The organism is Psychroflexus aurantiacus, assembly GCF_010820555.1.
Taxonomy (GTDB): domain Bacteria; phylum Bacteroidota; class Bacteroidia; order Flavobacteriales; family Flavobacteriaceae; genus Psychroflexus; species Psychroflexus aurantiacus.
The window spans coordinates 410355-436439 of record NZ_JAAIKD010000002.1 but is presented as its reverse complement, the minus strand read 5'-3'; the positions used below and the strand labels follow the sequence as shown (position 1 = coordinate 436439).

Here is a 26085-nt window from a genome sequence, read left to right as displayed (position 1 = left end):
ATGGAAAAGGTAAGAGATTCGCTAGATTATCGTACTTATATCATGCATGCAGATTTGCACAAATTATCTGGTGATGAAATGATGTCAAATTTCTTAGAAATAAATAAGAAACCATACATGGAAGTCAGAGAAAAGCCAGTTGCATTTTTTAGAACAACTAAACTATTATATGCATTGTCATTAGAGTTAATATTAAAAGCTAGAGGTTTATACATAGAAAAAGAGAAAATTAAAACAGATATTATTAAAGACTTCAATGATTTTTTAAAAAGTTGGAAGGGTAAAACTAATGGACATGATATGTTAAAGCTCATTGAACATTACAAAATAAACTTAACCCAAGATGAAGAAAAACTTTTAGAAAATTACAGTGATTTTATGGTTTGGGCTGGTCGTTTTCCTTATCCCAAGCATGAAGAAAAAACTAAAAAAATGGAATTAGGTGGCTTTTCAAGTACTGGAAATTTAGGACAAAAAGACAAAATTTTATTATCTAGATTTATAGAAAAGCAAAAAAGAATTATGAGAGAAGAATTTTAGTCAATGTTGACTATTCTATCCTCATCTTTTAACTAAAAGCAAAATTTAAATGAACCATAACCAGAGTAAAAATTCATTTGATAAAGGTCAAGCTTTTGAAGATTTTGTAGAGAATGTTCTCTTTCCAGCCCAGCATTACGAGTTAATGCATAAAACCAATGATTATAATCAAAATAGTGATCGCTATGTCTATGACTCCAAAAAGCCAGATTTTAGGTTTAGGAGTAGACTAACTGGAAGAGAGTTTCATGTTGAGGCTAAGTATAGAAGTAAAGCCTATAAAAACGAATATGATATACTAAGTGATACACAAGTAAAGAGTTTTCAAACAATCCATACAGGTAAAGTCCCGATATTTGTAGCACTAGGTTATGGTGATAAGGCAAACAATCCAGAATATGTCAGCTTCATTCCTTATGCTATTAACCATGAAAAAAAAGTAACTGCAACAACAGCTCTTCAATACAATATACCAAAGCAGGCCGTAAAAAGCACACTTCTTGACACCTACTCAGAAAAGCTAAAACTAGAACCAAAGACAGAGACCAATATTACAAGTAAAAAGGTCTCGATACCAAATAAAAAAGCCTACTGGGTCGCCTCAGGAGTCTTAATTCTAATGGCGAGTATCTATTTCGTCATAGCTACTGGAACTGATCAAACTTCTAATCTTAAAGAACGCATAGAAACATACTACCAGTTAAGTGATGCTAATAATACTAAAGAATTAGCAAACTATATTTCTCCAGAAATGACCTATTGGTATGGCATTAAAAATCCAACAACGGTAGAAGTTTTAGAAAATATAGAAAACTATAGATCCGAATATCCTTATGCAGAATCTTCCTTAGACTGGGATAGTTTTAGCATAACAGAGAAACCAGACGGTAGATTTTACGCAACATATTCTCTTAATTATAAAGTCAAACCTAAAAATAATAATCAACTCAAGAACTTTGACTTAAAAGTCCTTACGATTTGGGATCAAGATCTGAAACTCGTTAGCATAAAAGAGTTGCAGTGATAGAAATCATAAGACACATAAATTAAGAATCAAATTAAAATACAACCCAGTAATTATGGCATTTAACCCTAAAACAGAATATACAATTGTACCAAAAGAGTTTAACATCGAAGATTTCTATAAATACAAGGAAGACTTCATAACAAGACCACCATATCAAAGAAAAGCTGTTTGGTCAAGAAAAAAGAAACAAGCTTTGATGGATAGTTTATTTCGTAGATACTACATACCAAAATTAGTCATAAGAGAAGTAAGATTAAGCGACGATAGAACAGTAAACGAAATAGTTGATGGTCAACAAAGAATCACAACAGTACAAGATTTTTTTGATAATAAATATAAGTTACCAAAGACTTTAGAGGATCTAAGTGAAGGCTTATCTGGGAAATATTATAAAGATTTAGAAACAGATGTTCGAAAGTTTATTGACAAATCACTTAAATATCAAGCTGATGTGATTAAAAATATTGACAAACCTCAGAATGTAGATCACCAAATAATAGCAACAGAAATATTCTGGCGTTTACAGCAAGGTGAAACATTAAATTATATGGAAGTAGCTCATGCGCAGTTATCTAGTTTAGGTAGAAACTTTGTAGTAAAATATGCTGATGATTTAACTTTCGATTATAACAACTACGAGCCAATAGATACCAACCCTGATAAGATGCCCTTTTTTAAACTATTAGATGTAAATAATGAAAGAATGAAGCATTTACAGTTTATGGCGAGATTTTTATTGATTGAAAAAAATGAAGGTTATGCTGACTTAGGTGAGAAAAAAATAACCGATTTTATAGAAGATACTAAAGTATCAGATGGTATTGGAGATTATAGTTATGAAAACAACTCCGATGCGGAAGGTGTAAGAAAAAACCTTAAAATATTTTATGATATTTTCAAAGACGACACTATTATAGACGAGAACAATGGTATCAAAGAATTATCTACTGAATATTTTATAGTTTCTGTATATATGTTAATTCGTCATTTGAGAATACATTACATCTTAGATGATGATACTCAAAAAATAGTGAGAGAGTTCATCTATTATTTCTATGCACGCTGGAAAAACTATGATGAATCCGACGATACAGATATGCTGACGTTTAGTAATAGAAGACAGCAAGGAGAAAATGATTTAGAGGTAAGAGATAGAATAATGCGTCAAATATTTTTCGAGTATTTACGTGATAATAATTTTTCTTTAAAAGAAAAAGATAATAAAAGGGCTTTTTCAGAATTACAAAGAATCATTATTTATCGTAAAGGGAAAGGTTTATGTCAAGAATGTTTGCGTGAAGGTAAACCAGAAAAAGAAGCAATTGTTAGTTGGTCTAAGTACCAAGCAGACCATGTCATACCACACTCTAAAGGAGGTAAAACTGCTATTGATAATGGAGAGTTACTTTGCTCACACCATAATCAATCTAAAGGAGCAAAAATGTAATGAGTACCAAATTAATCAAAGAAATAAAAGTTTTCTAAACCAAGCTACCAAGCCTAGAACCTTTGATATACCGATATAAAAAAATAATTTATGACCGATGATACAATTAAAGGATTTATAGATCAATTGAATAAAGAAGAATCAACCGAATCCATTTTCACACGTCAGATAAGTGAAAATGTTGATATTGCAAAGGTTTGGGAAGAGCAGACAACAGAGTCTGACCAGATCGCTATGTATACTGGTTCATACAGTTTTTTCTTTATCAAAAATCAATCAAATGAATATGTAGGAGCTATACTTGACATGATTAGAGATTTGCACTGGTATATTATTCCGAAATTTAGAAAGCAAGGTTACTTGAGCAAAGCTTTAAAAGAAACTGTTCTCCCCTACCTTTTTATTGAAGGAAGGGATACGCAAAGAGTTACAATAAACAAAAAAGACATTGGGGAAACGAATTATCAAAACTCTAAAAATGTAGCATTAGGTTTAGGTTTTAAGTCAATAAACACTGAAGAAACGGAATTTGAACTTCAAGAATCAGATTATAATTGGGATAATGAAAGCATTTTTGAAGTCAACTCTAAAGTGGACCCTGAAAGATTTAAAGTCTTAAGAAAAAGAGCTTTATATGCCTACAGATTATTAAGTAAAATTAGTGATGAACTTCTAATGACTGTTGACGATGATAAAGGTTTAAAAAAGATAGCAAGCAAAGTAAGTGATTACACGTGGAAAATAGAGGATATTGAGTGGGAAAACAATGAAGACTGACATTATAAATTGTATTTGTTCACTGGATAATTGATATAAACGTGTATTTTTATTTACACATAAGTAGCTGCGATAATAATAGGAAAATTTTCCTAAAATAAATGCAATCATTTAATAATAAGCATTATATTTGGGAAAATTTTCCCAACTAATGAATGAGTTTTCAATTTCTAATCTACTTAAGGAATCCTTTAAAAAAAAAGACACAATAAATCCACGTGATATTTTTGAGGAAAAATTAGCCGAATTAAACATAAGCGAAAATCAAGCATTTAATCTTATTGGTCTTGATAAAAATTCAGTTAATCCAATTTTAGATGGTTCAATCAAACATCCTAACCTATTTAATGTTTTAAAATTATCGGACTTTTTAGACATTCCCTTAAAAGAATTAATTGTATTTCTTATTGCTAATCAACAAAGTGATAAAATAAAAAAACTCGAAACTTCAAACGATTATCAATTCATCGAAAGAAATTTTGACATTGATAGATTAAATAGAGCTGGATTAATAAATTCCAAATCGGATTCTTCTGAAATTAAGCAAAACCTATTAGATTTCTTTGGCTTCAAATCAATACAAGAGTATGAGGATTACACTCTAAAACTCGATATGATTCTTTACAGTTCTACAAAAAGGAATTTTGCGGATAAAATGAGATATTTTTCGGTTTCTTCTGCATATATGATTTTTGAAAGAATAGCCAATCCGAATTATTACGATAGAGATAGCTTAAAGGAACTTATACCTAAAATAAAACCATATACACAAGATGTTGAGAAAGGTCTTTTAACTGTTTGTCAGGCTTTGTATAGTATAGGTGTTACAGTTTGTTTTCAAAAGCAACTTACAACATCTCAATTCAGAGGTGCAACATTCGCAGTAAACAGAAAACCTTGTATTGTACTTACAGATTTAAATAAAAATTTTGGCTCTATTTGGCACGCATTATTACACGAATTATATCACGTACTATTCGATTTTGAAAGTATTTTATCCCAAGGTTATCATCTAACAGGAGAACCAGATTTATTACTTATAAACGAAAAAAATGCTGATGAATTTGCACAAGACTTTTTCTTTGATTCAAATCTTTTAAGGTTTATAAAACCTCATATAAACAACGATTTAATGGTTAGTCAAATTGCCAAAAAGAATAATATTCATAAATGCTTGGTGTATTTTGCTTTTCAAATCGAAATGTATTTTAATCAAAATAAAAACTATTGGAAAGCCTTTGGTCAATACTTTCCAGATATTGATGAAACAATCAAACGATTATCGCCATTGGTTTGGGAAAAAGACTCAATACCTCAAAAAGCAAAAATCATAAAAGAAATATTTGAATTAAATAAAATAATAGAATAATATGGAAAATAAGAAAAAAACAGCCAAAGATATAGAGCTTGAGAAACTAAAAAATATTGAGAAATTAGAAATTCTTCAAAAAGCAAAAGAAACTCAAGGAAAGCAATTGACCATTAATATTGAAGATGGAGGATTAAAAGAAATTGACGAGTTAAAGGAGTTGATTGACCAGAAATTTGATAATCCAGAGGAAAAGCATTCTCTTTTTTATAACGGTATTCAAAACCTATTAAAAAAGTATCTGCCAAAAGGAAAAGAATATGCTGAACAAAGAAAGATAATCCACGAAGAAAAATTAATTTTCTTAAACCGTGGAGTAGCTTTAAAACCAGACGGAACAAGAGGTAGTGATTCCAGAATGACTTATGCAGAGGATATGAACGAGATGGCTAAACTTATTTCGGATTGGGTGTTAACATCACAAGATTTTGTTGATTTGTATTTGAAACTTTATGAGTTAAATGAAAAATACGATTATGGCCATCAAATTAATGACGATTCAAGTAATCCGTTTTTCAACCGAATGAACGAAAAGTAAAGTATTAAAACAATCGAGTAGACGGCTCCACCAGTAATTGACGGAGTGCGCCCTGCTTGGACGGACGGGCAGGTCTCACAACACCGTATGTTCGGGTCTCGTATACGGCGGTTCGATAATGAAACTTATGATTGTAATATTCGATTTAACTAAAATTATCTCTCATAATCACACCTCACAAAATTATAACTGCAAAAAATAAAATTCCGATAATAAAAATTAGATGAAAAATAGAGAACCTTTTACAGAAAGAGACAATTTAAAGTTAAATGGGATTTAGAGTCGACATAGATTCATGGTTTATTTTCAGTATTTTATTCATAAGTGGAATGTCCCTTTTTATGATAGGTTATATTGTTTTTCCTTATTTGATAAGAAAAAGACAAATGAACCGTATTGAGTTTAGATATATCAGAAAAAAGAATCAATATGAGCAACTGGAAAAAAGAGCTATTGAACGTGAGATTTCTAATTTAGAATTACGAAATCAAGTTTTAGAAACTGATTTGAGTAAGTCATTACAAGACATATTAAAGTCAGATTTAAACACTCTAAAAGTAATTTCCTTTTATTCTGATTTTGAAAAAGTCTATCCTGATTTTAATGACTCACTTTCTAAAAAAGTTCCTAATATAACACCTCACGAGGTAAAAATATGTTCATTGATAAGAATGAAATTGACAGCAAAAGAAATAAGTAGAATTATGAATGTTACACCTGCAAGTGTAAATAAAGCTCGATATAGGATTCGTAAGAAAATCACACTTGATACCAAAGAGGACCTTGATTTATTTATTGCAAATATCTAGATAACAGGTTTTTATGATTCTGTCTATCATTTGTCTATAGAACTATCATCTTCTTTAAACAACCTCTTTCTTATGTTTGGCTAAAATAACTAGACATGAGAACATTTGAGATACTTTTATTGACTATTGCTACTTTATTTCCTTTCTTTTTAACAACAGCGGTGTTTCGAAAACATAAACTCGCAATCACATCCATCATCATCTTAGTATTACTTTATAACCTTTTTTTTGAAGGGTTTCGATGGCAATTAATACCAGGACTCATAATCATTCTGCTTTCAATTATTTTCTATTATAAAGAAATAAAATTTTTGAAGGGCAGTTGGATGTCATATACACTCAAATTAATGTCATTGTCAATACTATTGGTTATAGCATGGGGACTGCCAATCATTTTTCCTGTGTTCGAATTACCTACTCCAACTGGGGATTATAAGATTGGTTCTAGATATGTAAAAGTAACCACAGATAGACCTGAAATTATCACCCAAAATACTAAAGACGTAAGAGAATTTATGGTCAAGATTTGGTATCCTGCCGATATAAAAAAAGAAAAAAAAGAATCTTATTTAGATAAAGGAAATAGACTTGGTTTTGCTAGCAAATATAAGCTTCCAAAATTTACTTTAGACCATTTAGATTATATACACACTAACACGTATATGGAACCAGATTTAGCAAATGGTAAATTTCCAGTATTGATTTTTTCTCATGGATTGCATTCAGAGGCTTATGGATATTATTCATTGATGGAAGAAATTGTAAGTCATGGTTTTGTCGTCATTAATATTAATCATACTTATGAAAGTAGTGGTTCCCTATTTCCTGATGGGGATATTAAATATTATAATTCAGAATTTGATAGAAAAACGAATGGTTCAAAAATGGCAGAGATGGCTTGGAATTCATTAGAAAACTACAACAAAGCAACTACTGATTTAAAAAAACTTAAAGCAGTAGAAGATTTAATTAAAAACTATGTTGCAGCAGATATTACCAGAAGATGGAGTGCTGATATCTCAACCCTTATTGACAAGCTAGATATATGGAATAAAAACTCATTTTTTACAAACCATCTGGATATGGATAAAATTGGGGTTTTTGGTCATTCCCAAGGAGGTTCTGCGGTAGGACAAGCTGTATTAGATGATAAAAGAATTGATGCAGGAATTAATTTAGATGGCGCTCAATGGGGAAATATGATTGACAAAAGTTTCAGCAAACCTTTTTTATTAATTTCTTCCGAGTGGCCTGAAAGTCATATGGACATTAATAAATTTTCGTATCGCAACCTGTCTAGTTCTACCTTTCAAAAACATGTAGTAAAAAATAGTGGACATTCTAATTTTATGGATATCCCCTTAATGATAAATTTTTCATACGTGAACGAAGCAGGTGAAATCAACCCATTGGTTGCTTATAAAGAAACAACAAACATGATAATAAATTTTTTTAATAAAAATCTAAACGATAACTGAAACCAAACGATACTTTCTTCATTTTAAGTGTTACTCACATATACGGAACTTACTTCCGTTCTTTAGTTCGTGCAAAAGAACTATACCATTGCATACATCCATACTAATCGCTTGAATGAATTTAAAGGTCTAGAAAGTAAGTTATTAGAGATGAGGCTCAATAGTTCTGATCTCGTCACAAACAAGCGATTGAAGAAGGTATTATATAGATGGGGGTTATAAATTGTGGTTATCCCGCTATAAATTGAAATAAACATGTATTTTTATGAACATATAACTAGTTGTATGCCATTTGAAAAAAGTAAAAGCCACCGCACGTTCAAGCACATTTGCTGCTTCGTGTCTCAGCAACAAAAGAGCTTTCACTACCCCACCGCCACCCAAACTAAATGATTATTTTAATACTCATTTAATGAGATAATAAATTATTATTCCTATTTTGCTGGCTGAATTAAACAATTCAAAAAATGAACCGAATAAAAGAGGTTTTAGAAGAAAAAGGAATCAAGCAAATCTGGTTGGCGGAGAAGTTGGAAAAGAGCTACAACATGGTGAACTCTTACGCACAAAACAGAAGACAACCAAGTTTGGAAGACTTATATAAAATTGCCGAAATCCTTAATGTAAATCCAAAGGAGTTATTGTACGACCAAATTATAGATAAAGATGAGTAGTAATATTGCGGACATATATAATTTGCCTATAAAAAGTACACGAAGTGGCTCTTTGTTTATGGCTTTTTCCTATCCTACCAAAATTTCACCAGAAACTATTGCTGTTTATATTCTAGCTCACACAAAACCAGGGGATACAGTATTAGATGTTTTTGGAGGCAGCGGAACAACTGGACTCGCAGCGTTATTATGTGATAACCCTAATGACAGGCTAAAAGAATTAATTAAAGAATCTAATATCGAAGTTGAATACGGTCCAAGAACTGCATATGTAAGTGAAATTAGCGGTCTTGGTTCTTTTGTATCAGAAGTAATGACTTCAAAAATAAATTCAATAGAATTTCAAAATGAAGCTACAACCTTATTAAAAAGAGTACAAGAAAGAGCAGAAAACTTATACGATACAGAAGATCCAAACGGTATCCGTGGGATTATTCGTCATGTCATTTATACAGAATTTTTAATCTGTAAGAATTGTAGTTATGAAACATCGTTTAGTGATGCTTGCGTAATAGAAGATCCAATTAGCATTCAGCACTCTTGGAAATGTTCCAAATGCAATTCAGAAAACTTAAATAATGATTCTAAAAGAGTACTTGAAAAGGTCTACGATCCTATTCTCAAAAAGAAAAGAGAAGTAAGGAAAAGAAGACCTTATAGGATATATGGTCAGACAGGAAATGTGAAGTGGAAAAGAACTGTTCAAAGAAGCGATCAGCCTGAGGAAGAATGGATTAATAAGGCAAATATTGCCTCAATACCGGTAAATGAGATTGAATGGGGTGATTTATATAGGTCAGGTTATCATAATGGAATTGATTATCTCCATGATTTTTATACCACAAGAAATATAACCGTATTATCTATTTTCTGGGACGAATTAAAAAATTCAAAGATAGAATATAGAGAAGCATTAAAACTATGGATACTCAGTTACAATTCTTCACATTCTACTCTAATGACTCGGGTTGTCTTAAAAAAGAATCAATCTGATTTTGTATTAACAGGTGCACAACCTGGCGTATTATACATAAGTAGTCTGCCAGTTGAAAAAAACATAATTTTAGGTTTACAACGGAAAATCAAAACTTTTTCAAGTGCATTTAAAATAGTTGAAAGTAGTAATTCTGTTGTCAATACTCTTTGGGGTTCAAGTAGCACTTTAGCGATCCCGGACAAGTCTATTGACTATGTTTTTACCGACCCTCCTTTTGGTGATTATATTCCATATTCAGAACTGAATTTTATTAACGAAGCTTGGTTAAATAGAATCACTGAAAAAAAAGAAGAAGCAATTATTTCAAAGTCCCAAAAAAAAGGAGCTAGTGACTATGAATTATTATTAACCTCTGTATTTACTGAAGTAAATCGAGTATTAAAGGATAATTCACATGCTTCCGTAGTGTTCCATTCTGCCAGTGCTAAAGTTTGGAATGCCTTAAAAGCAACTTTTAAGAATTCACATTTTGAGGTTATAAACAACTCCGTTCTTCAAAAAGAACAAGCAAGTTTTAAACAAACCAATTCAAAAATAAGTGTGAAAGGAGATGCTGTTCTCTTATTAGCTAAAGGACATACAAAAGTGAATAATCAATTTAATCATGTGTCAAATATTCTAACAGAACTTGTTAGAGTGGCTAAGCTTGATAACAATCCATCTGAATTAGAAAATGAAAGACTTTATTCAAGATACGTTGGGTACTGTATGTCTAATCACATGGAAGTTGAACTTGATGCTAAAGACTTTTATTCTCAGGTTTCTGAACTAATTAATGGATGATCAATAAGGAAAGAAATAAAAGGTTAGGACAGTATTTCACAGGACAAGAGCTTGCCAAGGTTCTATGTACAATTGCGCTTAAAATAAATCCTAAAATTACTTCGGCAATAGACCCAATGATGGGTAAGGGGGATATGCTCACTGCTGTGAATGAAATAGATAATTCTATTTTAACTTATGGAATTGAACTTGACAAACAACTCGAAAGCAAATTGACTTCTAATGTTAGAATAAGATCTAACATTGTTTTTGGTAATTCATTCGAAAAAAGCACTCATAACAAACTGGATAAAAGAGCATTTGATCTTGTTATCACCAACCCTCCTTACGTTAGGCACCTTAACCAGAAGCATGAATCACAATTCGAAAATTTCACAGCTGCTTCTAATCTTCAAATCCGAAAGGAGTTAATAAATGGTCTTGTAGCAAATCCAATAATAAAGGAAGATGAGAAAAAATTTCTTATTGATGTAGCGAAAAAATATTCTGGATTGTCTGACCTAACTGTCCCATCAATAATCCAATGCGCTGCATTTACAAAAGAAAATGGAATATTAGCGCTTGTTATACCTGAATCCTGTATCACCCGTGAATACAGCATTGCAACTTTGCTTGTTCTTTTCACACTGTTTGATATTAAAGTCATTGTAAAAGATGAAGGAAGAAAATGGTTTGAAGATGCTCAAGTCAAAACTCTACTGTTAATAGGTCAAAAACTTAAAAAGCCAAGAAAATCAATTGAATTTCATCCCAAAATATCCATTGTTGAAATTTCTAATGGCACAAAAAACTCACCCTTAGGTAAAAATCATTTCTCAAGTAATTACGATTTATTTGCATCCTCTTTATTAGTATCTAACAAATCCTTCGATAATAATAATAACGCTTCTCAATATTTCAGTTCCGCAAAATCCTACTTATCGCCTCTAATAACCAGGAACTCTTTAAAAAAATATCCTGAGTTACAATCTATTGCTTTCAATATTGACAATAACAAATTAAGCCTTGACGCAAGATTAAAACCCTTTGTCGACTATACTGACTTTATAAAACTTGCTGATCTTTCAATTGAGATTAATCAAGGACTCAGAACTGGAGCAAATAATTTTTTCTATAATGATTTTATATCTGAAAAGAATAACAAGATCAAGGTTAGCTTTAAACATAAAAATGCATCCAAAAAGTTTGAGGTTTCCAGTAACTGTCTAAAACCAGTTCTCAGAAAGCAAAAAGAAATATCAGATGGATATTTCATCCCTTCGTCCAGCCTTAATGGCCGTCTATTAGTTTTGAGTAATCACTATACTGCATACGACATTCAAAAATACGATCTTAAAAAGGAAGCGATAACAGAATTATCTACTGAGGTTTCCAAACATATATACAATTGTGAAACACTAAATATTGGAACTGAAGCTTTGCCCAAATATTTTCCAAAATTATCTGCGGTAAGAACAAACATTTCAGAGAGGAATGGGAAAATAAAAACCTGGTATCAACTTCCTGAATTAAAACAGAGACATGTTCCTGATATATGTATACCCAGGGTGAATTCAAAATCAGTAAAGTCATATATGGTTGAAGAGAACGTTGTAGTTGATGCTAATTTTTTGACAATTAATTTAAGGCAAGATTCAAATATTCCAGTTTATGGACTAATAGCAATACTTAATTCAGATTGGATTAAGGTACAGCTCGAACTAAGTGGTAATGTTCTTGGGGGAGGTGCCTTAAAACTTGATCGTAATCACCTTCTCAACATTTTTATTCCTAAGTTTTCTAAAACTGAAATAACAAAGCTTGATAAGCTCGGGAAAGAGCTTATTAATTCATTCAATTATGCTCCCATACTCATTAAAATAAATATTTTGATTAATTCAATATTGAAAATTTCCGACAATACTGTTTTAATCACGTTAATAGAAAAACGTTTAAAATTAAGATCTAAAAATGGCTGATATATATTCAGAACAACAATTACAAAGCAGTCAAGAATGTATAGATAGCTGCTCAGAAATGAGAAAAGATGGGGCCTTAGAGGATGCTCTTCGTCATAATCTATCTTCTTTTCTAAGGCTTATGTTTACCAATAACCCAAAATGGGTTGAATTACATATTAGGGGTTCTGAAGCTCAAGTTGAATTCTCAAGAAATCAAAATGAACATAGAGGTTTTGTTGACAGTTTAGTTGGGGCAACAGCAATAGAATACGAAGGAAATCTTCAAAATACAGCCAAGTTTAGAACTGGTTATAGACAAGTAGAAGAATATTGTGCAGGGCTACTGAATCTTGGATATCCTGCAGCTAATATAAGAGGTATTCTATCTGACACGGTACAGTGGTATGCTTATGATGTTAACATTTTAACTACTGACAAATTATCCAATTTTAGTGCTGAGGACTTGGAGTTAATTGAGATTGAAGATATCAATTGCGAAGTTGATACAAATTCAAATTTTACATTATTAGATTTCCTAGACAAACATCTTGGTCGGATCGGTTCAAGAATTTTAAATGCTGATTTGATTAATTCCGACCTTGGCTTTAGTTCAGAAATAGCCTCAGAATTCATTCCTCTTTTACAAAATGCTCTTAATGAAATCTCTACTTCTAAACCAGAGTACGCTGAACTTATACAGACCGTATGGAATAAATTTGTGAATTCAGTTCGAGAGAATGAAACTGCGGACTCATTCGATATAGAGTTCTATGTAGACGAATTCTTTTTGACAACAATCGCTAAATGCCTTTGCGCTAATGTGTTGTCTGAAAACGCTCTAATATCAAATGACGAAGAACTCAAAAGCATATTAAATGGTGATTTCTTCAAATTAAAAGGTTATGATAATGTAGTGGAATATGATTTTTTTGGATGGCTTAATAATTTACCTGTACATGCTACCATTATTAATCTAACTAGAAAAATTCAACTGGATCTTAGGGCATATGATTACACTTTAACCATTGAAGAAGATTTATTTAGTAATTTGTTTTCTGAGTTGGCAAATAAATCAAAACGATTACTTCTTGGTCAGGCCATGACCCCGTCTTGGTTGGCAAACTCAATTGTCAGAGAAGTTATCAATAATATTGATGTGCAGCCAAAATTAATCGACATGTGTTGTGGATCTGGCACATTTGTAGTAGAAACCATAAAAATTGTTACTGAGGAATTAGAAGAATTATCAGAAAGCCAAAAACGAGCCAAAATTATCTCATGTATAACAGGGTTTGATATAGATCCACTTGCAGTTATTTTGGCCAGAATTAACTGGTTAATGGTCGCTAAACCTTTTATCTCAATTACAGGTTCTGAAAAGATCACAATTCCTATTTACAATGCGGATTCATTATTTGCCGTAACTCCTGTCTCAACCAATGTAGATACAGGTAATTATTATTCATTAAGCTTACTTGATGAACAAGTTAATTTACCCAAGACATTACTGATGCCAGCCAACAAATCTCTGTTTGAGAAAATTTTAGATGTTGGTTATTCGTCAATCATTCAGCTTTCAGAAATACCAGAAGATGAGTTTTATCTCAATACTCTGAATACTATTCAAACACAACTAAGTATAACTTTATTAGATGAAGACCAATCACAAATCTTAGTATTTATGCGAGAATACTATAGTGCCATTTTCCGCCTTCACTCTCAAGGTAAAAATGGTATTTGGAATTTTCTTCTTTTAAATAGTTTTAGGCCTGCGTTGGTAGAAAACAGCTTTAATGGTCTAGTATCAAACCCGCCCTGGTTAACTCTAAGTAGAATTGCAGATAATCCATACAAGGAATTCCTTCAAAACCTTGCAAATGAACTAAGTATTAGACCGTCAGGATCATCATTTTTACATATTGAATTAGCAACTATATTTCTACTAAGTTCAATAGAACGTTACTTAACCGATAATGCTGAAATTGGTTGCATTTTACCAGGCACTCTTTTGTCGGGTGACCATCATCATCCATTTAGAAGTAAAGAATATGATAATTCCGAAATTGAATTTAAAATATCGAAGATTTGGGATTTAGATAAAGTAATATTTAACAATAGAGGTATTGCCGTATTTGGCAACAAGTCTGAAGGAGAGAATTCGAGACCTATCCCATACCACTTTGAAAGCCAAAATCAACAAGTCGAAGAGAGTCAATTGTATTATTCAACTTTAGATTCTAAAAGTGCTTGGACTCAATATAATATCAATAGAACTAGCGAAAATTCCTACGTCAATAATTTCACCCAAGGTGCTGATGTTATGCCTCGTTCAATTTACTTTCATGAAATATTAAACTATGATTCAACCAGTAATTCTACACATGTCCTACCAATCAACAAACAAACTTCAGACCATGCATATTTATTGAAAGATTCAAAAAAATTCTCGGATTTTAGAATTGAACCTAGTGATGTAGAGACTGCAACAGTATACCCTGTAATGATCTCAAATGCCTTGCTACCATTCCACATTACTAATCCGCCTTTAGCAATTTTACCAATTGAAAAACATCAAGGAGCTTGGAGAAGTATACTCGCTACATCATTAGTTACTATGTCAGCTGGGTTTCAACGTTGGTTCAACCGAGCTTCAGCAATGTATGGTCAAGGCAGTAACATAACAACTTTATGGAGTTGGCTAGATACCAGATCAAAATTAAGTGATCAATCTATTCCTCAAAGGGGATTTATAGTTTGCTCTGGTACAGGAGGTGAATATGTTTGTGCGCATTATTTAAGAGATGAACAAGTTGATTTTAGTAGATTAATTATTGATCAAACTGTTAATTATTACCATACAAACAATGAAAATGAAGCTAAATATCTAGTTGGTTTACTAAATAGTCCTTCCATTTCGAATGCTATTAGAGGCTTTCAATCTGAGGGGAATTTTGGTGCAAGACACATTCATTCATTACCATATAGAATAATAGAGCCATTTGAAGAAACTAATGATTTGCATATTTCGATAGTGAATTCAACAACAAATCTAATTTCAGAATTAGATGAGTTTTTCAATGATTCAACCGATCCTAAAGTTCTAAGATTAAGAAACCCGAATGAAAGCAGTATAGCATTTAAACGCAGAGCGATTAGATCCATAATAACTACATTACCTTCTTACAATGAATATTTAGAAGCCTGCGAAACTGTACTAAATAGCTAATGTCAGCCCATAGCATCCATACACATTGCCAAGTCGCTCAAAGCCAACCTCACGAGCCAAAACTTGTCAAAGAGTATGTTTGCCCCAACGCTGAAAACAAAATGAAAAATAAAAAACGGCATACAACAATGTGTATAGTGCATAGCACCCTGCGGGATGCAAAGACACCATACACAGAACGTTGTATGCCATTTGACCAAACCAAGAACAATCAATCAATAGAATAGTATATGTCCAATTTTAAATTACTTTTTTCTGATTATTTTGAAATTGACGAATCAACTTTGGAAAATTTTGGTGCTTTAAATATTTGCTTAAGTTCTGACTTACCAATGTTTATTGACCCTTTTTTATTATTCGCTTCTGAAAAACAACAATACAAAGAATTACACAAAAAAGTAGTTGAACATTTACTAATACTAAAAGAGCATGCTACTGAAAACAATGGATTAGGTGTAGACATAAACTTATTCAAGTTTCCAGAAATCAAACAAAATTGGTTAGGATTGTCAAAATACGGAAATGGTGGAAAGGGTTTAGGTAAAAAATTTGCAAATGGAGCTATAACTGCTTTTAATGGATTCTACAGTAATTTTGGCGAAGAAGAAATAACTGCCGAAACACATATAGAAAAACTGACTCTTGTTAATTCTGGAGTCGGAAAAGACTTTATAAGTGATTTTACAACTAATTTAATACAAGAATATCTTCTTGAATACACCGAAAAATTTGCAAAAAAATATTTGACAGAAAACCAAACGAAAAACTTTTCAGTAAGATGTCGTTTTGATAAAAAAACAAAATTATGGCAACCTCGAACTTTTAAATTACCATATTTTTTTAGAGAAAAAGGTGGTGATTTTATAATTCTAACACCTTTAGATATTTTAACCGTAGATGATGCTGTAATCAATAATTCTGATTTTTATTCAAGTTTTAACAACGTAACTCGGTCTTTAGAAAACTCATCTTTACGTTCAGCTATCAATGAATTTTTCAGGTCTCACTTACCTCGAAAACCAAAAAAGAAAGACAAAGAATACGCCTTTTTAAAAACGATTAGAAAATTTCCCGAATTAGTAGATTTTTATATAAAACTAAAAGAAGATAAAAAGCACGAAGTAAGCTTTGCTTCTTTGTCCCAGATTAAAGAGTTAAAAGAAAAATTAGTAGATGCTCTTACGCCATTATGCGAGTTATTAAATAAGAATAGTGATTTTTACGAATTACAATCTAATAGCTATGACGAATCTTTAAAAAGAGCTTTATATCTAAAAGATGTTATAGAAAATAATGATGGCTATCGGATTTTTTACGATGGACACAAGCCTATAGCAAAAGAAGATACCATACAAAGAATATTTAGGCTTACTTGGTATGCTTCACCATATGATGTCAACGCAGAAGTTAATAATGGTCGTGGACCAGCCGATTACAAGGTGTCTTTGGGAAGTGGAGATTCGACAATTATAGAGTTCAAATTGGCAAAATCGTCCTCGTTAAAAAGAAATTTGGAAAATCAAACAGACATTTATAAAGCTGCATCAAAATCAGCAAGTGATATTTCAGTAGTATTATGCTATACAGTATCGGATATTAGAAAAGTCAACAAAATTTTAAAAGAAATTGATAGAGAGAATCACGAGAATATAATAATAATTGACGCTACAAGAAAAGCGTCAGCATCAAAAGCATAACGAATTGAATAACAACAAACTGAACAAATAAAAACGGCATACAACAATGGCTATAAGTAATTGCTTGTTCTCGCCTACTTCTGAAAATCCTCGCGGATTTTCAGCTTGGTGTGTACTTGCAAAATTTGTTACTTTACCACGCAACAAACCATATACAACACGTTAGCCAAAATTTAAAAAATTGATTTTAGACTTCATTGAAAAAATAGAAATTTATTCAGGTATAACTCTTCTTGCTAATTTTCATTCCATTCTACAGCTTAAGGAAGGAATCTTTATGGTTTATAATAATATAAACCAAATCCAAAATAACTATTGGGAACTGCGATATCCTGATGCTTCCCCGGAACAATTAGAAATTTATAATAAAACTAAGTTATCTTTTAGCGGAGAATCAAATCAAGTGGATGCACAAACCGTCAATTTATTCCATTGGTATTCAATAAACCTAATTAATTACGCGAAATGTTGCGGACTAATTAAGTTCCTAAATGAAAAAATGATCCTTCCGGAGTATATTGCATTGGACAAAAAGTTAATCGCAGAACTAAGAGAGACCCAGTCAAATTATATAAATAATATCACCGAATTAATTCCTGTAGTTCATTTTAGAAATAAGGCGAGTGCTCACTTGGCTTTCACCGATCCAAAGAACTATGATAACCCTGCCACTTTAATTGAATCAATGTCCATTATCCCGACTTATTTAGAAGGCAAAATGACAATGGGAGCTTTAAAAAGAAAAAAAGGGCTTCACGTTTCTTCTTTTTCAGAACATCAATGGAACATCACAGACAATTTTGACAGTTTAATTCCAAGGTACTTTAAAGAAAAAATTGGCTAACAACGGTAACCGTTGCACCCGTCCGAATGGAACGGGCGTGCAAGCCACTAAATTCTAAAAAACAAGTCGTTTTAAGCCCTTTTCCAGGCTTTTGACTTTTTCTCTAGTTGGTTTTACGTTAAAACTTCTCACCAATAGCTTGCGTTGCAGTAAAACTTAGCGAGTCACTTAAGGGTCGAGTCTCAAATTTACTTATCCAAAAATGCAGCTTGATACTTATGAAGTCTTTTCTAATCAACGGTCGGGGATGTTTTGTTTAGATTCATCTTATAAATTTTTATCACACTTGGGATTTGTGAAATAAACGTTTATTTTTATAAGAACATAACAATTTGAATAACAGATCTAATAACCAATTAAAATTACACTCATGAGTGCAAAGACTATTATGATGATTTTTTTTCTAACTTTAACTACAATTCATTCATTCGGACAAATAAAACAAGATAGTATAAGTTCGATACAAGAAATCGAAAAGCAAGTTGAAAAAAATACAGAAATTCAAAAATTAGAAATTCCAATTTACAGATTATTCCCAACTGAGAACTATTGGACATTTCTTAAATTAGACACACGAAATGGAAAAATATGGCAAGTTCATTTTACTGTCTCTGATGATGCTTACGAAGGGGAACTTGTCCTAAATTCAAGTTCACTCATATGGGATGATAAGGAAATTAACGGTAGGTTTAATCTACACCCAACTAATAATATGTATAACTTCATACTCATTGACCAATTAAAAGGAACAACTTATCAAGTACAATGGAATAATGATGAAAATAAACGATTTGTCAGTCGGCTATATTAAACTAGATGATTAAATAAAAACATGGGGCAACAGCCTATATACTTAATAACAGGTTTTCTCTTAACAGTATATTATTTTTCAAGAAACTTTATAGCTCAACCGAATGGTTTAAGATTTGTTTTCAACACATATCATATTGGTGAAATGCTGAAAAATCGTCTTCTTATGAATACTAATTTTGTCTTTAAATTTTACAAAGCAGACCCGTACACTTCCCCTTAAAAAACCATGGTTGAGAAATATTTTTGAATTTCGCTACAATTACTATCAATACTTATAGATTATGGAATCAACTTACAAAAGATTTATCGATGTGACTCTGAAAGAGCTAAAGCATGAGTTGGTAAAAGAAATCAAAGAGGATTTTACCAGAGAACTAAGAGCCACTACTAAAAGATTTAAAATACAACGAACCGACAAGGTGGGGTTCCGGAAAAAGAGCCGCAGAACTTCTTGACGTTTCAATAATGACTTTAAATATGGAATAAAACCGGCTAATTAAAAGCTCATAAAATAAGCGGTATAGTGCGATATGATCTGGAAGATATCAATAAAAAAAGACTAGTTAAACACTCCCCTTTTTTACCTAAAAAACTATAGTTTTGATCAGATTTGTACCTCGAAAGGTACAAGAAAACCGAAAAATTGACAGATTTAAAATTTAAATATTTTTATAATATTGATTTACAGATACTTAAAAAAGGTACAAATCAAATAAGAGGAAAAAAGAGGGGTGATTTTGGCCAAATACTAATTTTTGTGCGCTCGCAGGCCCCGTCATTGCTGGAATGTTAATTTCTTCACGGAAAGTGGTAAAATTCTGTACCTTTTTGTACCTCCATATCCCGAAACCCTATATATACTGGCAAACCAACTTCTTGTATCGTAAATCGGGGCAGGATCTGGAAAAAAGAGTGATCAATAAAAAACTGGCCAGGATCGTTCGGGAGTTGGACGAGATTCCGGGCTATGAAATTTTCAAATACTATGATGAAGCCGGGCATAAAGTGGATGTCAAAAGCGAGGACCTCAATGCCTATATCCGGGAACACATGGGCGAAGCGTTTTCTGCCAAAGACTTCAGAACCTGGGCCGGCACCATGATTGCCGCCATTGCCCTGGATGAGCTGGGCGCTGTGGATCAGGAGGACCAGGACTTACTGGATGAAAATATTCGCAAAGCCGTGATACGGGTTTCAGAAAAATTGGGAAATACCCCCGCTGTAGCCCGAAGTGCATACATAGACCCCAGGGTGATTGAAGAGTATACCCAGGGCAAAACCCTGAAGTATTTCCAAACGGAAATCGATAAACTGCTCGATTCCAATCAAAGCCTTTCCAGGGAAGAGGTGGGTGTGTTGTATCTGCTAAAAAATGAACTCGATCCAAACTAAACCAGGCTTCAGGCATGCCGGCTCAAAGTAGATCAAGTTAAAAACACCTCTATAAAACTCATTTTTTAAAAATTCTGCTTTGGATAGCCATCGCTCTTGTCACTTCTGCCACAGTCCTGCCAAACATCATTTTACTTACCCAAAAACGGCTTTAATACTAAACCTGTTAATTAATAAACAATTGTTAAGGTTTAACAAAATAGAACCTTAACTATAAGCTACCTTATTAAAAAAAAGAGTGAACGTATAATCGGTCATTGAGGCTTTAATCCTTAAAGCAATGTACGATTGAGTGGCTGAGCATTTCAGCATAATGGGTTAAATAAATTACCATGAAGTTATATATAAAAGACATGCTTAATTTACCTGAAGAAGAACAGGTTAAAAAAGAATTGAATAAGTTAAAGATACCTTACGGATGTATTGCCGACGGGATTATCGACCTTCCTCAGGATTTGAATCCGCGTAAACACAGCAAACTCAAAAACAGCTTATTGCCTTATGGCTTAAAACTTCACGACACCAGCAAAGTCATCCTCGTAGAAAAAATTAAGGTGGTCATCAAAGAAATGCTTAGTTATGCCGATGGACTGCAGATCATGAGTTATTCAGATTATATAAGTATGAAATTACGCTATGACTACACCTATTTAGCCAATGTGTTTTCTATGGTTAATGGTATTTCCATTCAGCAGTTTATTATTCAGCGTAAAATTGAGCGTGTAAAATTCTATTTTTTAACTACTAATATCAGTCTTTCTGAAATCTCTTACCTCATGCATTACAGCAGTGTGGCTCACCTGTCCGGTCAGTTCAAAAAAGTAACCGGACTCTCCCCTTCCTGTTATAAGCAAATGATGAGTCAGAGAAAAGACTCCTTAAGCCTCGGCTAAGCCTTACCCGTTTTTTAAAGTTTTGCAAACAGCACAGCAGTATTCATCTTTGAAATTTTAAACCGCTGTGGTGTTTTTTTTAGTCCAAAATATTTATTTTTTCGTCAGGGCAATAATTCAAATATCTGCGCAAATTTTATAACTTATTTTGATTTAATTTATTTTTTTGATCAAAAAATAAGCACATCCAGAAGGTTTCAACCCAGTCCAGCCCTGCAACACATCCTCTTTCTAAAACAATATTCAAATGTGTGACTTATATAACATAAGCCATGGCATTGTCACCAGCTTTGTAAAGTGAAAATTAGTTCACGCCGGCTGAAAGCCAATAACAACTTAATCAAGAATCTATGCTTTTCAAAAAATTAAATCTAATCCCCGCATTCGCCATAGTGTTTGCTATAACACTTATGACCACAGGCTGCGCCAAAGACGATGCAGAAGAAATGGCAGGTCTTTGTCCCATTGTAGTCTCTACCATCCCCGTAGATGAAGCCGTCAACGTCCCCCTCGATCAGGTGATTTCGGCTACCTTCAATGAGGAACTGAATCCCGAAACATTAACTTCAGCAACCTATAGTGTAAGCGGAGCATCTGAACTCACTGGAACCCTCAGCTATTCAGAAATGACTGCTTTTTTTACTCCTGCTGAGAATCTTTTACCTTTTACAATTTACACAGGTACAGTCACAACAGGAATTGAAGATCCAATGGGTAATGCCTTACAGGAAAATTATGTGTGGAGTTTCACGACCATCCCACAGCTTTCCTTATCGGTTGCGCCAGAGGCTAGCGGAACGGTTTCCGGAGCCGGTTTATTCGATAATGAATCTACCGTAACAGCTGTTGCAGTTCCCGGTGAAGGTTTTGTGTTTGTAAACTGGACTCAGGCTGATGAAGTGGTTTCCACAAATTCAACCTATGAATTCCAGATGAATGGAAACACCGCCTTGGTTGCCAATTTTGAAATTGCAACTTACGCGCTGGAAGTCACTGCTGTAAATGGGAGTGTAAGTAAAACCCCGGATCAGGTTATGTACGCTCATGGAACAGAAGTGGTACTTACAGCAACTCCAGACTTAGGTTATGAATTTTCATCCTGGAGTGTAGATGCTTCTGGAAGCACCAATCCATTAACTGTTGTTATGGATAGTAATAAGGCTATCACGGCTAATTTTACGCTGATACCTTTAATTCCTTATACCCTAACGGTAACTGCTCAAAACGGTACTGTGGATAAAAACCCAAATCAGGCCACTTATGACGAAGGAACCGATGTCATTTTGACTCCAACGCCTGCAACAGGCTATGAGTTTTCATCCTGGAGTGGTGATGCTACCGGAACCAACAATCCACTCACCGTCACTATGGATGCGGATAAGGCCATCACAGCCAACTTCACACTGATACCCGTAAACACCTATACCTTAACGGTAACTGCGCAAAACGGAACCGTGGATAAAAATCCAAATGAACCAGCTTATGACGAAGGACCCGATGTCATTTTGACCCCAACGCCTGCAACAGGCTATGAGTTTTCAGCCTGGAGTGGTGATGCTACCGGAACCAACAATCCACTCACCGTGACTATGGATGCGGATAAGGCCATCACAGCCAACTTTACACTGATACCCGTAAACACCTATACCTTAACGGTAAATGCTCAAAACGGAACCGTGGATAAAAATCCAAATGAACCAGCTTATGACGAAGGAACCGATGTCATTTTGACTCCAACGCCTGCAACAGGCTATGAGTTTTCATCCTGGAGTGGTGATGCTACTGGAACCAACAACCCACTAACCGTCACTATGGATGCGGATAAGACCATTACAGCCAACTTTACATTGATACCTGTCAATACGTATACCTTAACGGTAAATGCGTTAAACGGTACGGTGGATAAAAGTCCAAATCAGGCGACTTATAACGAAGGAGAAGATGTCATTCTAACAGCTACGCCAGACAATGGCTATGAATTTTCATCCTGGAGTGGAGATGCTACTGGAACGAACAATCCACTAACGGTAACCATGAATGCTGATAAAGCAGTCACAGCTAATTTCACACAGGTAAATACAGGCCAAATTTGTGCCAGTCCTGCTGTAGATTTAGGCCTGGCTGGTGATTATGCCATGCTGGCAAAATCTGGTATTTCAACTACGGGTAACACCTCCATAACAGGTGACCTTGGAATTAGTCCTAACAGCTCAACGGCCATAACAGGATTTGGTTTAATTCTTCATTCCAGTGGTACGTATTCTACTTCAAGTTTAGTCACTGGTAGGGTTTACGCTTCAGATTATGCCTCTCCAACACCAGCCAATCTAACCACCGCTGTAAGCAATATGGAAACGGCATTTACTACTGCCAATGGAATGGCTCCGGATCAAACTGAACTTTTAGCTGGAAATATCAATGGTCAGACTTTAGCTTCAGGGGTCTATAAATGGTCTTCAGGACTTTCAGTAACCAATAGCATTACCTTAGATGGTGGTGGTGTGGACTGCGCTAAATTTGTTTTCCAAATTGCAGGAGACCTGACGATAGCCGACAACACTGAAATCATTCTGATCAATGGCGCTAAAGCCGATAATATCTACTGGGTAGTGGCAGGTGCAGGTGCTGTGCTTGGAACAGACGTTAATTTCAGTGGAAACATTTTATCTCAAACACTGATCTCTGTCAATACACGCTCTACAGTATTAGGAAGATTATTAGCACAGTCTGCGGTGACTTTAGACGCCAATGCAGTTGTTAAGCCTTCTAATTAAATATATCATTATCCCCTGCCAGATGGCGGGGGATTTATAAAATTCAATTCACTATACTTATGAAAAAAATACTTTTACTTATCATTTTTGCATTAGGTTTTCAAATGCAGACGACAGCCCAGGAGGTTGAATACGAGAAACCCAACTGGTATTTTGGAGTAGCCGCCGGTGCTAACTTCAATTTCTACCGGGGAACCACCCAAAACCTCAATGCAGGTTTAACTGTTCCTGCGGCTTTCAAAGACGGTAATGGAACTGGTCTTTATGCTGCCCCACTGGTAGAATATCATTTCACAAATTCGGTTTGGGGAATTATGCTGCAAACAGGATACGACAGCCGTCAGGGCGAATGGGACCAGGTGATTTCACCATGTAACTGCCCGATGGACTTATCCACAGATCTTAGCTACATCACCGTTGAACCAAGTGTGAGAATAGCGCCCTTCAAAAACGGGTTTTATGTTTATGGCGGACCAAGACTGGCATTCAATCTCGATAAATCATTTACCTATGAAAAAGGAACCAATCCAAATATCCCAGCACAGGTCGCAGGACCTGCAGTTAATGAAGAGTTTGGAGATGTGGAAAACACTATTTTGTCAATGCAGATAGGTGCAGGATTTGATATTCCTTTGACTTCCAATACCAGGAAGACTCAATTTGTGCTTTCGCCATTTGTGGCTTTTCAACCCTATTTTGGACAAAATCCACGTTCCACAGAAAACTGGAACATCACTACGCTTAGAGCTGGTGCAGCCCTAAAGTTTGGTCAGGGTAAAAAGTCGGTTGTTGAAGAAATCGAAATTATAAGACCGGTGGTTGATTTCAGCATTGTGTCTCCCCGAAATCTTCCGGCAAAAGCTACGGTTTCTGAAACCTTTCCGTTAAGAAACTATATCTACATGGATCAGGGGTCTACCAAAATCGCAAGTCGATATGTCTTACTGAAAAAAGACCAGGTTAAAGGCTTCAGGGAAGAGCAGGTTAATCTGAACACCCCTACAGACTTATCCGGGCGTGCGAAACGCGGGATGACTGTCTATTACAATATTATAAATATTCTTGGAGACCGTATGGTCAAAAATCCAAATTCTGCGATCACTTTGGTGGGATCTTCAGAACAAGGAAGTGAAGACGCAAAAGCAATGGCTCAATCGATTAAAACCTATTTGACCGACGTCTTTTCAATAAACCCGAACAGAATAGCCATTGAAGGCAGAATAGAACCTAAAGTGAGTTCAGAACGAAAAGGAAGAACTCAGGATTTGGATCTGTTAAGAGATGAAGACAGACGCGTGAGCATAGAAAGCAATTCTCCGGTTTTGCTTATGGAATTTCAAAGCGGTCCTACTGCTCCACTGAAACCTGTACAGTTTAAAGTTATGGAAGCACCTGTAGACAGCTATGTGGTCTTTAAAGCCGACGGTGCCGAAGAAGCCTTCACTAGCTGGAGACTCGAACTCACAGACAAAAACGGAATGCTGAAAACTTACGGCCCCTTTGTTGAAAATGAAGCGAGTATCCCCGGGAAAACCATTTTAGGAAATGAATCTCAAGGAGACTTTAAAGTCAAAATGATAGGAACCACAGAGGATGGTCTGGAAGTTATCGAAGAATCCGATGCAAACGTAGTGCTTTGGGGACCAGCTCAGGCTGATGAAGCCATGAGGTTCAGCATTCTCTACGAATTTGACGATGCTACTGCCATCAGGATGTACGAAAAGTACCTGACCGATGTTGTGGCACCAAAGATTCCTAAAAACAGTAAAGTGATTATCCATGGACATACCGATGTGATTGGTGATGCCGAAAACAATAAAAGACTGTCCTTGGCACGTGCCAATAATGTCAAAAACATTCTCGAAAAAGCACTCGTAAATTCAAATAGAAAGGATGTAAAATTTGAAGTACAGGGCTATGGCGAAGATACAAGCAAATCTGATTTTGGAAATAAACTTCCGGAGCAGCGTGCGTATAACCGTACAGTGATTATTGATCTATTCAAAATCTAAAAACCTGAATACCTTTAAAGTATAGTCAAAGGATCTGATTTAAAATCAGGTCCTT

Annotated in this window: 20 protein-coding genes; all 20 read left to right on the top strand. The window is 34.1% G+C overall.

Features of this window, described 5'->3' with window-relative positions; all coding sequences use genetic code 11:
- The 20 genes from G3567_RS04720 (at position 1) to G3567_RS04625 (ending at position 26030) form a co-directional block, all read left to right on the top strand.
- Entirely contained in the window at positions 1 to 540 is a 540-nt protein-coding gene (locus tag G3567_RS04720; RefSeq protein ID WP_164004164.1) for a hypothetical protein, read from the top strand.
- Positions 541 to 589: 49 nt separating this feature from the next.
- Positions 590 to 1564, top strand: a complete 975-nt coding sequence (locus G3567_RS04715; RefSeq protein ID WP_164004163.1) for a hypothetical protein — start codon at positions 590 to 592, stop codon at positions 1562 to 1564.
- 55 nt (positions 1565 to 1619) lie between these two features.
- Positions 1620 to 3014 (top strand): GmrSD restriction endonuclease domain-containing protein, encoded by a 1395-nt coding sequence (locus tag G3567_RS04710; RefSeq protein ID WP_164004162.1) that lies wholly within the window; start codon positions 1620 to 1622, stop codon positions 3012 to 3014.
- A 90-nt stretch (positions 3015 to 3104) separates the two neighbouring features.
- The gene (locus tag G3567_RS04705; RefSeq protein WP_164004161.1) at positions 3105 to 3791 is read left to right on the top strand and encodes a GNAT family N-acetyltransferase; all 687 of its coding nucleotides are present in this window, start codon (positions 3105 to 3107) and stop codon (positions 3789 to 3791) included.
- Positions 3792 to 3921: 130 nt separating this feature from the next.
- A complete protein-coding gene (locus G3567_RS04700; protein WP_164004160.1) occupies positions 3922 to 5160 on the top strand; it encodes a hypothetical protein in 1239 nt (412 codons plus the stop codon).
- Position 5161: 1 nt separating this feature from the next.
- Positions 5162 to 5698, top strand: a complete 537-nt coding sequence (locus G3567_RS04695; protein ID WP_164004159.1) for a hypothetical protein — start codon at positions 5162 to 5164, stop codon at positions 5696 to 5698.
- 341 nt (positions 5699 to 6039) lie between these two features.
- Positions 6040 to 6507 carry a helix-turn-helix transcriptional regulator gene (locus tag G3567_RS04690; protein WP_164004158.1) on the top strand — a complete coding sequence of 156 codons (468 nt, stop codon included), beginning with the start codon at positions 6040 to 6042 and terminating at the stop codon, positions 6505 to 6507.
- Positions 6508 to 6602: 95 nt separating this feature from the next.
- Positions 6603 to 7985: an alpha/beta hydrolase family protein gene (locus G3567_RS04685; RefSeq protein WP_164004157.1), complete on the top strand. Its 1383-nt coding sequence runs from the start codon at positions 6603 to 6605 to the stop codon at positions 7983 to 7985.
- Between the two features lie 467 nt (positions 7986 to 8452).
- Positions 8453 to 8659: a helix-turn-helix domain-containing protein gene (locus G3567_RS04680; protein ID WP_164004156.1), complete on the top strand. Its 207-nt coding sequence runs from the start codon at positions 8453 to 8455 to the stop codon at positions 8657 to 8659.
- Complete coding sequence (locus G3567_RS04675; protein WP_164004155.1) at positions 8652 to 10439, top strand: DNA methyltransferase; 1788 nt, start codon at positions 8652 to 8654, stop codon at positions 10437 to 10439. The genes G3567_RS04680 and G3567_RS04675 overlap by 8 nt, the downstream gene beginning before the upstream one ends.
- The gene (locus G3567_RS04670; protein WP_164004154.1) at positions 10436 to 12397 is read left to right on the top strand and encodes an N-6 DNA methylase; all 1962 of its coding nucleotides are present in this window, start codon (positions 10436 to 10438) and stop codon (positions 12395 to 12397) included. The genes G3567_RS04675 and G3567_RS04670 overlap by 4 nt, the downstream gene beginning before the upstream one ends.
- Entirely contained in the window at positions 12390 to 15605 is a 3216-nt protein-coding gene (locus G3567_RS04665; protein ID WP_164004153.1) for an N-6 DNA methylase, read from the top strand. Before G3567_RS04670 ends, G3567_RS04665 begins: the two co-directional genes overlap by 8 nt.
- Before the next feature lie 230 nt (positions 15606 to 15835).
- Complete coding sequence (locus G3567_RS04660; protein WP_164004152.1) at positions 15836 to 17302, top strand: hypothetical protein; 1467 nt, start codon at positions 15836 to 15838, stop codon at positions 17300 to 17302.
- Between the two features lie 181 nt (positions 17303 to 17483).
- Entirely contained in the window at positions 17484 to 18146 is a 663-nt protein-coding gene (locus G3567_RS04655; RefSeq protein ID WP_164004151.1) for a hypothetical protein, read from the top strand.
- Between the two features lie 370 nt (positions 18147 to 18516).
- Positions 18517 to 18957, top strand: a complete 441-nt coding sequence (locus tag G3567_RS04650) for a hypothetical protein (protein ID WP_164004150.1) — start codon at positions 18517 to 18519, stop codon at positions 18955 to 18957.
- 283 nt (positions 18958 to 19240) lie between these two features.
- The gene (locus G3567_RS04645; RefSeq protein WP_164004149.1) at positions 19241 to 19414 is read left to right on the top strand and encodes a hypothetical protein; all 174 of its coding nucleotides are present in this window, start codon (positions 19241 to 19243) and stop codon (positions 19412 to 19414) included.
- A 421-nt stretch (positions 19415 to 19835) separates the two neighbouring features.
- Entirely contained in the window at positions 19836 to 20351 is a 516-nt protein-coding gene (locus tag G3567_RS04640; RefSeq protein WP_235923471.1) for a hypothetical protein, read from the top strand.
- 332 nt (positions 20352 to 20683) lie between these two features.
- Positions 20684 to 21244: a helix-turn-helix domain-containing protein gene (locus tag G3567_RS04635; RefSeq protein WP_164004147.1), complete on the top strand. Its 561-nt coding sequence runs from the start codon at positions 20684 to 20686 to the stop codon at positions 21242 to 21244.
- Positions 21245 to 21594: 350 nt separating this feature from the next.
- The gene (locus G3567_RS04630) at positions 21595 to 24018 is read left to right on the top strand and encodes an InlB B-repeat-containing protein (protein WP_164004146.1); all 2424 of its coding nucleotides are present in this window, start codon (positions 21595 to 21597) and stop codon (positions 24016 to 24018) included.
- Positions 24019 to 24077: 59 nt separating this feature from the next.
- Complete coding sequence (locus G3567_RS04625) at positions 24078 to 26030, top strand: OmpA family protein (protein WP_164004145.1); 1953 nt, start codon at positions 24078 to 24080, stop codon at positions 26028 to 26030.
- The last annotated feature ends 55 nt before the right edge of the window (positions 26031 to 26085 follow it).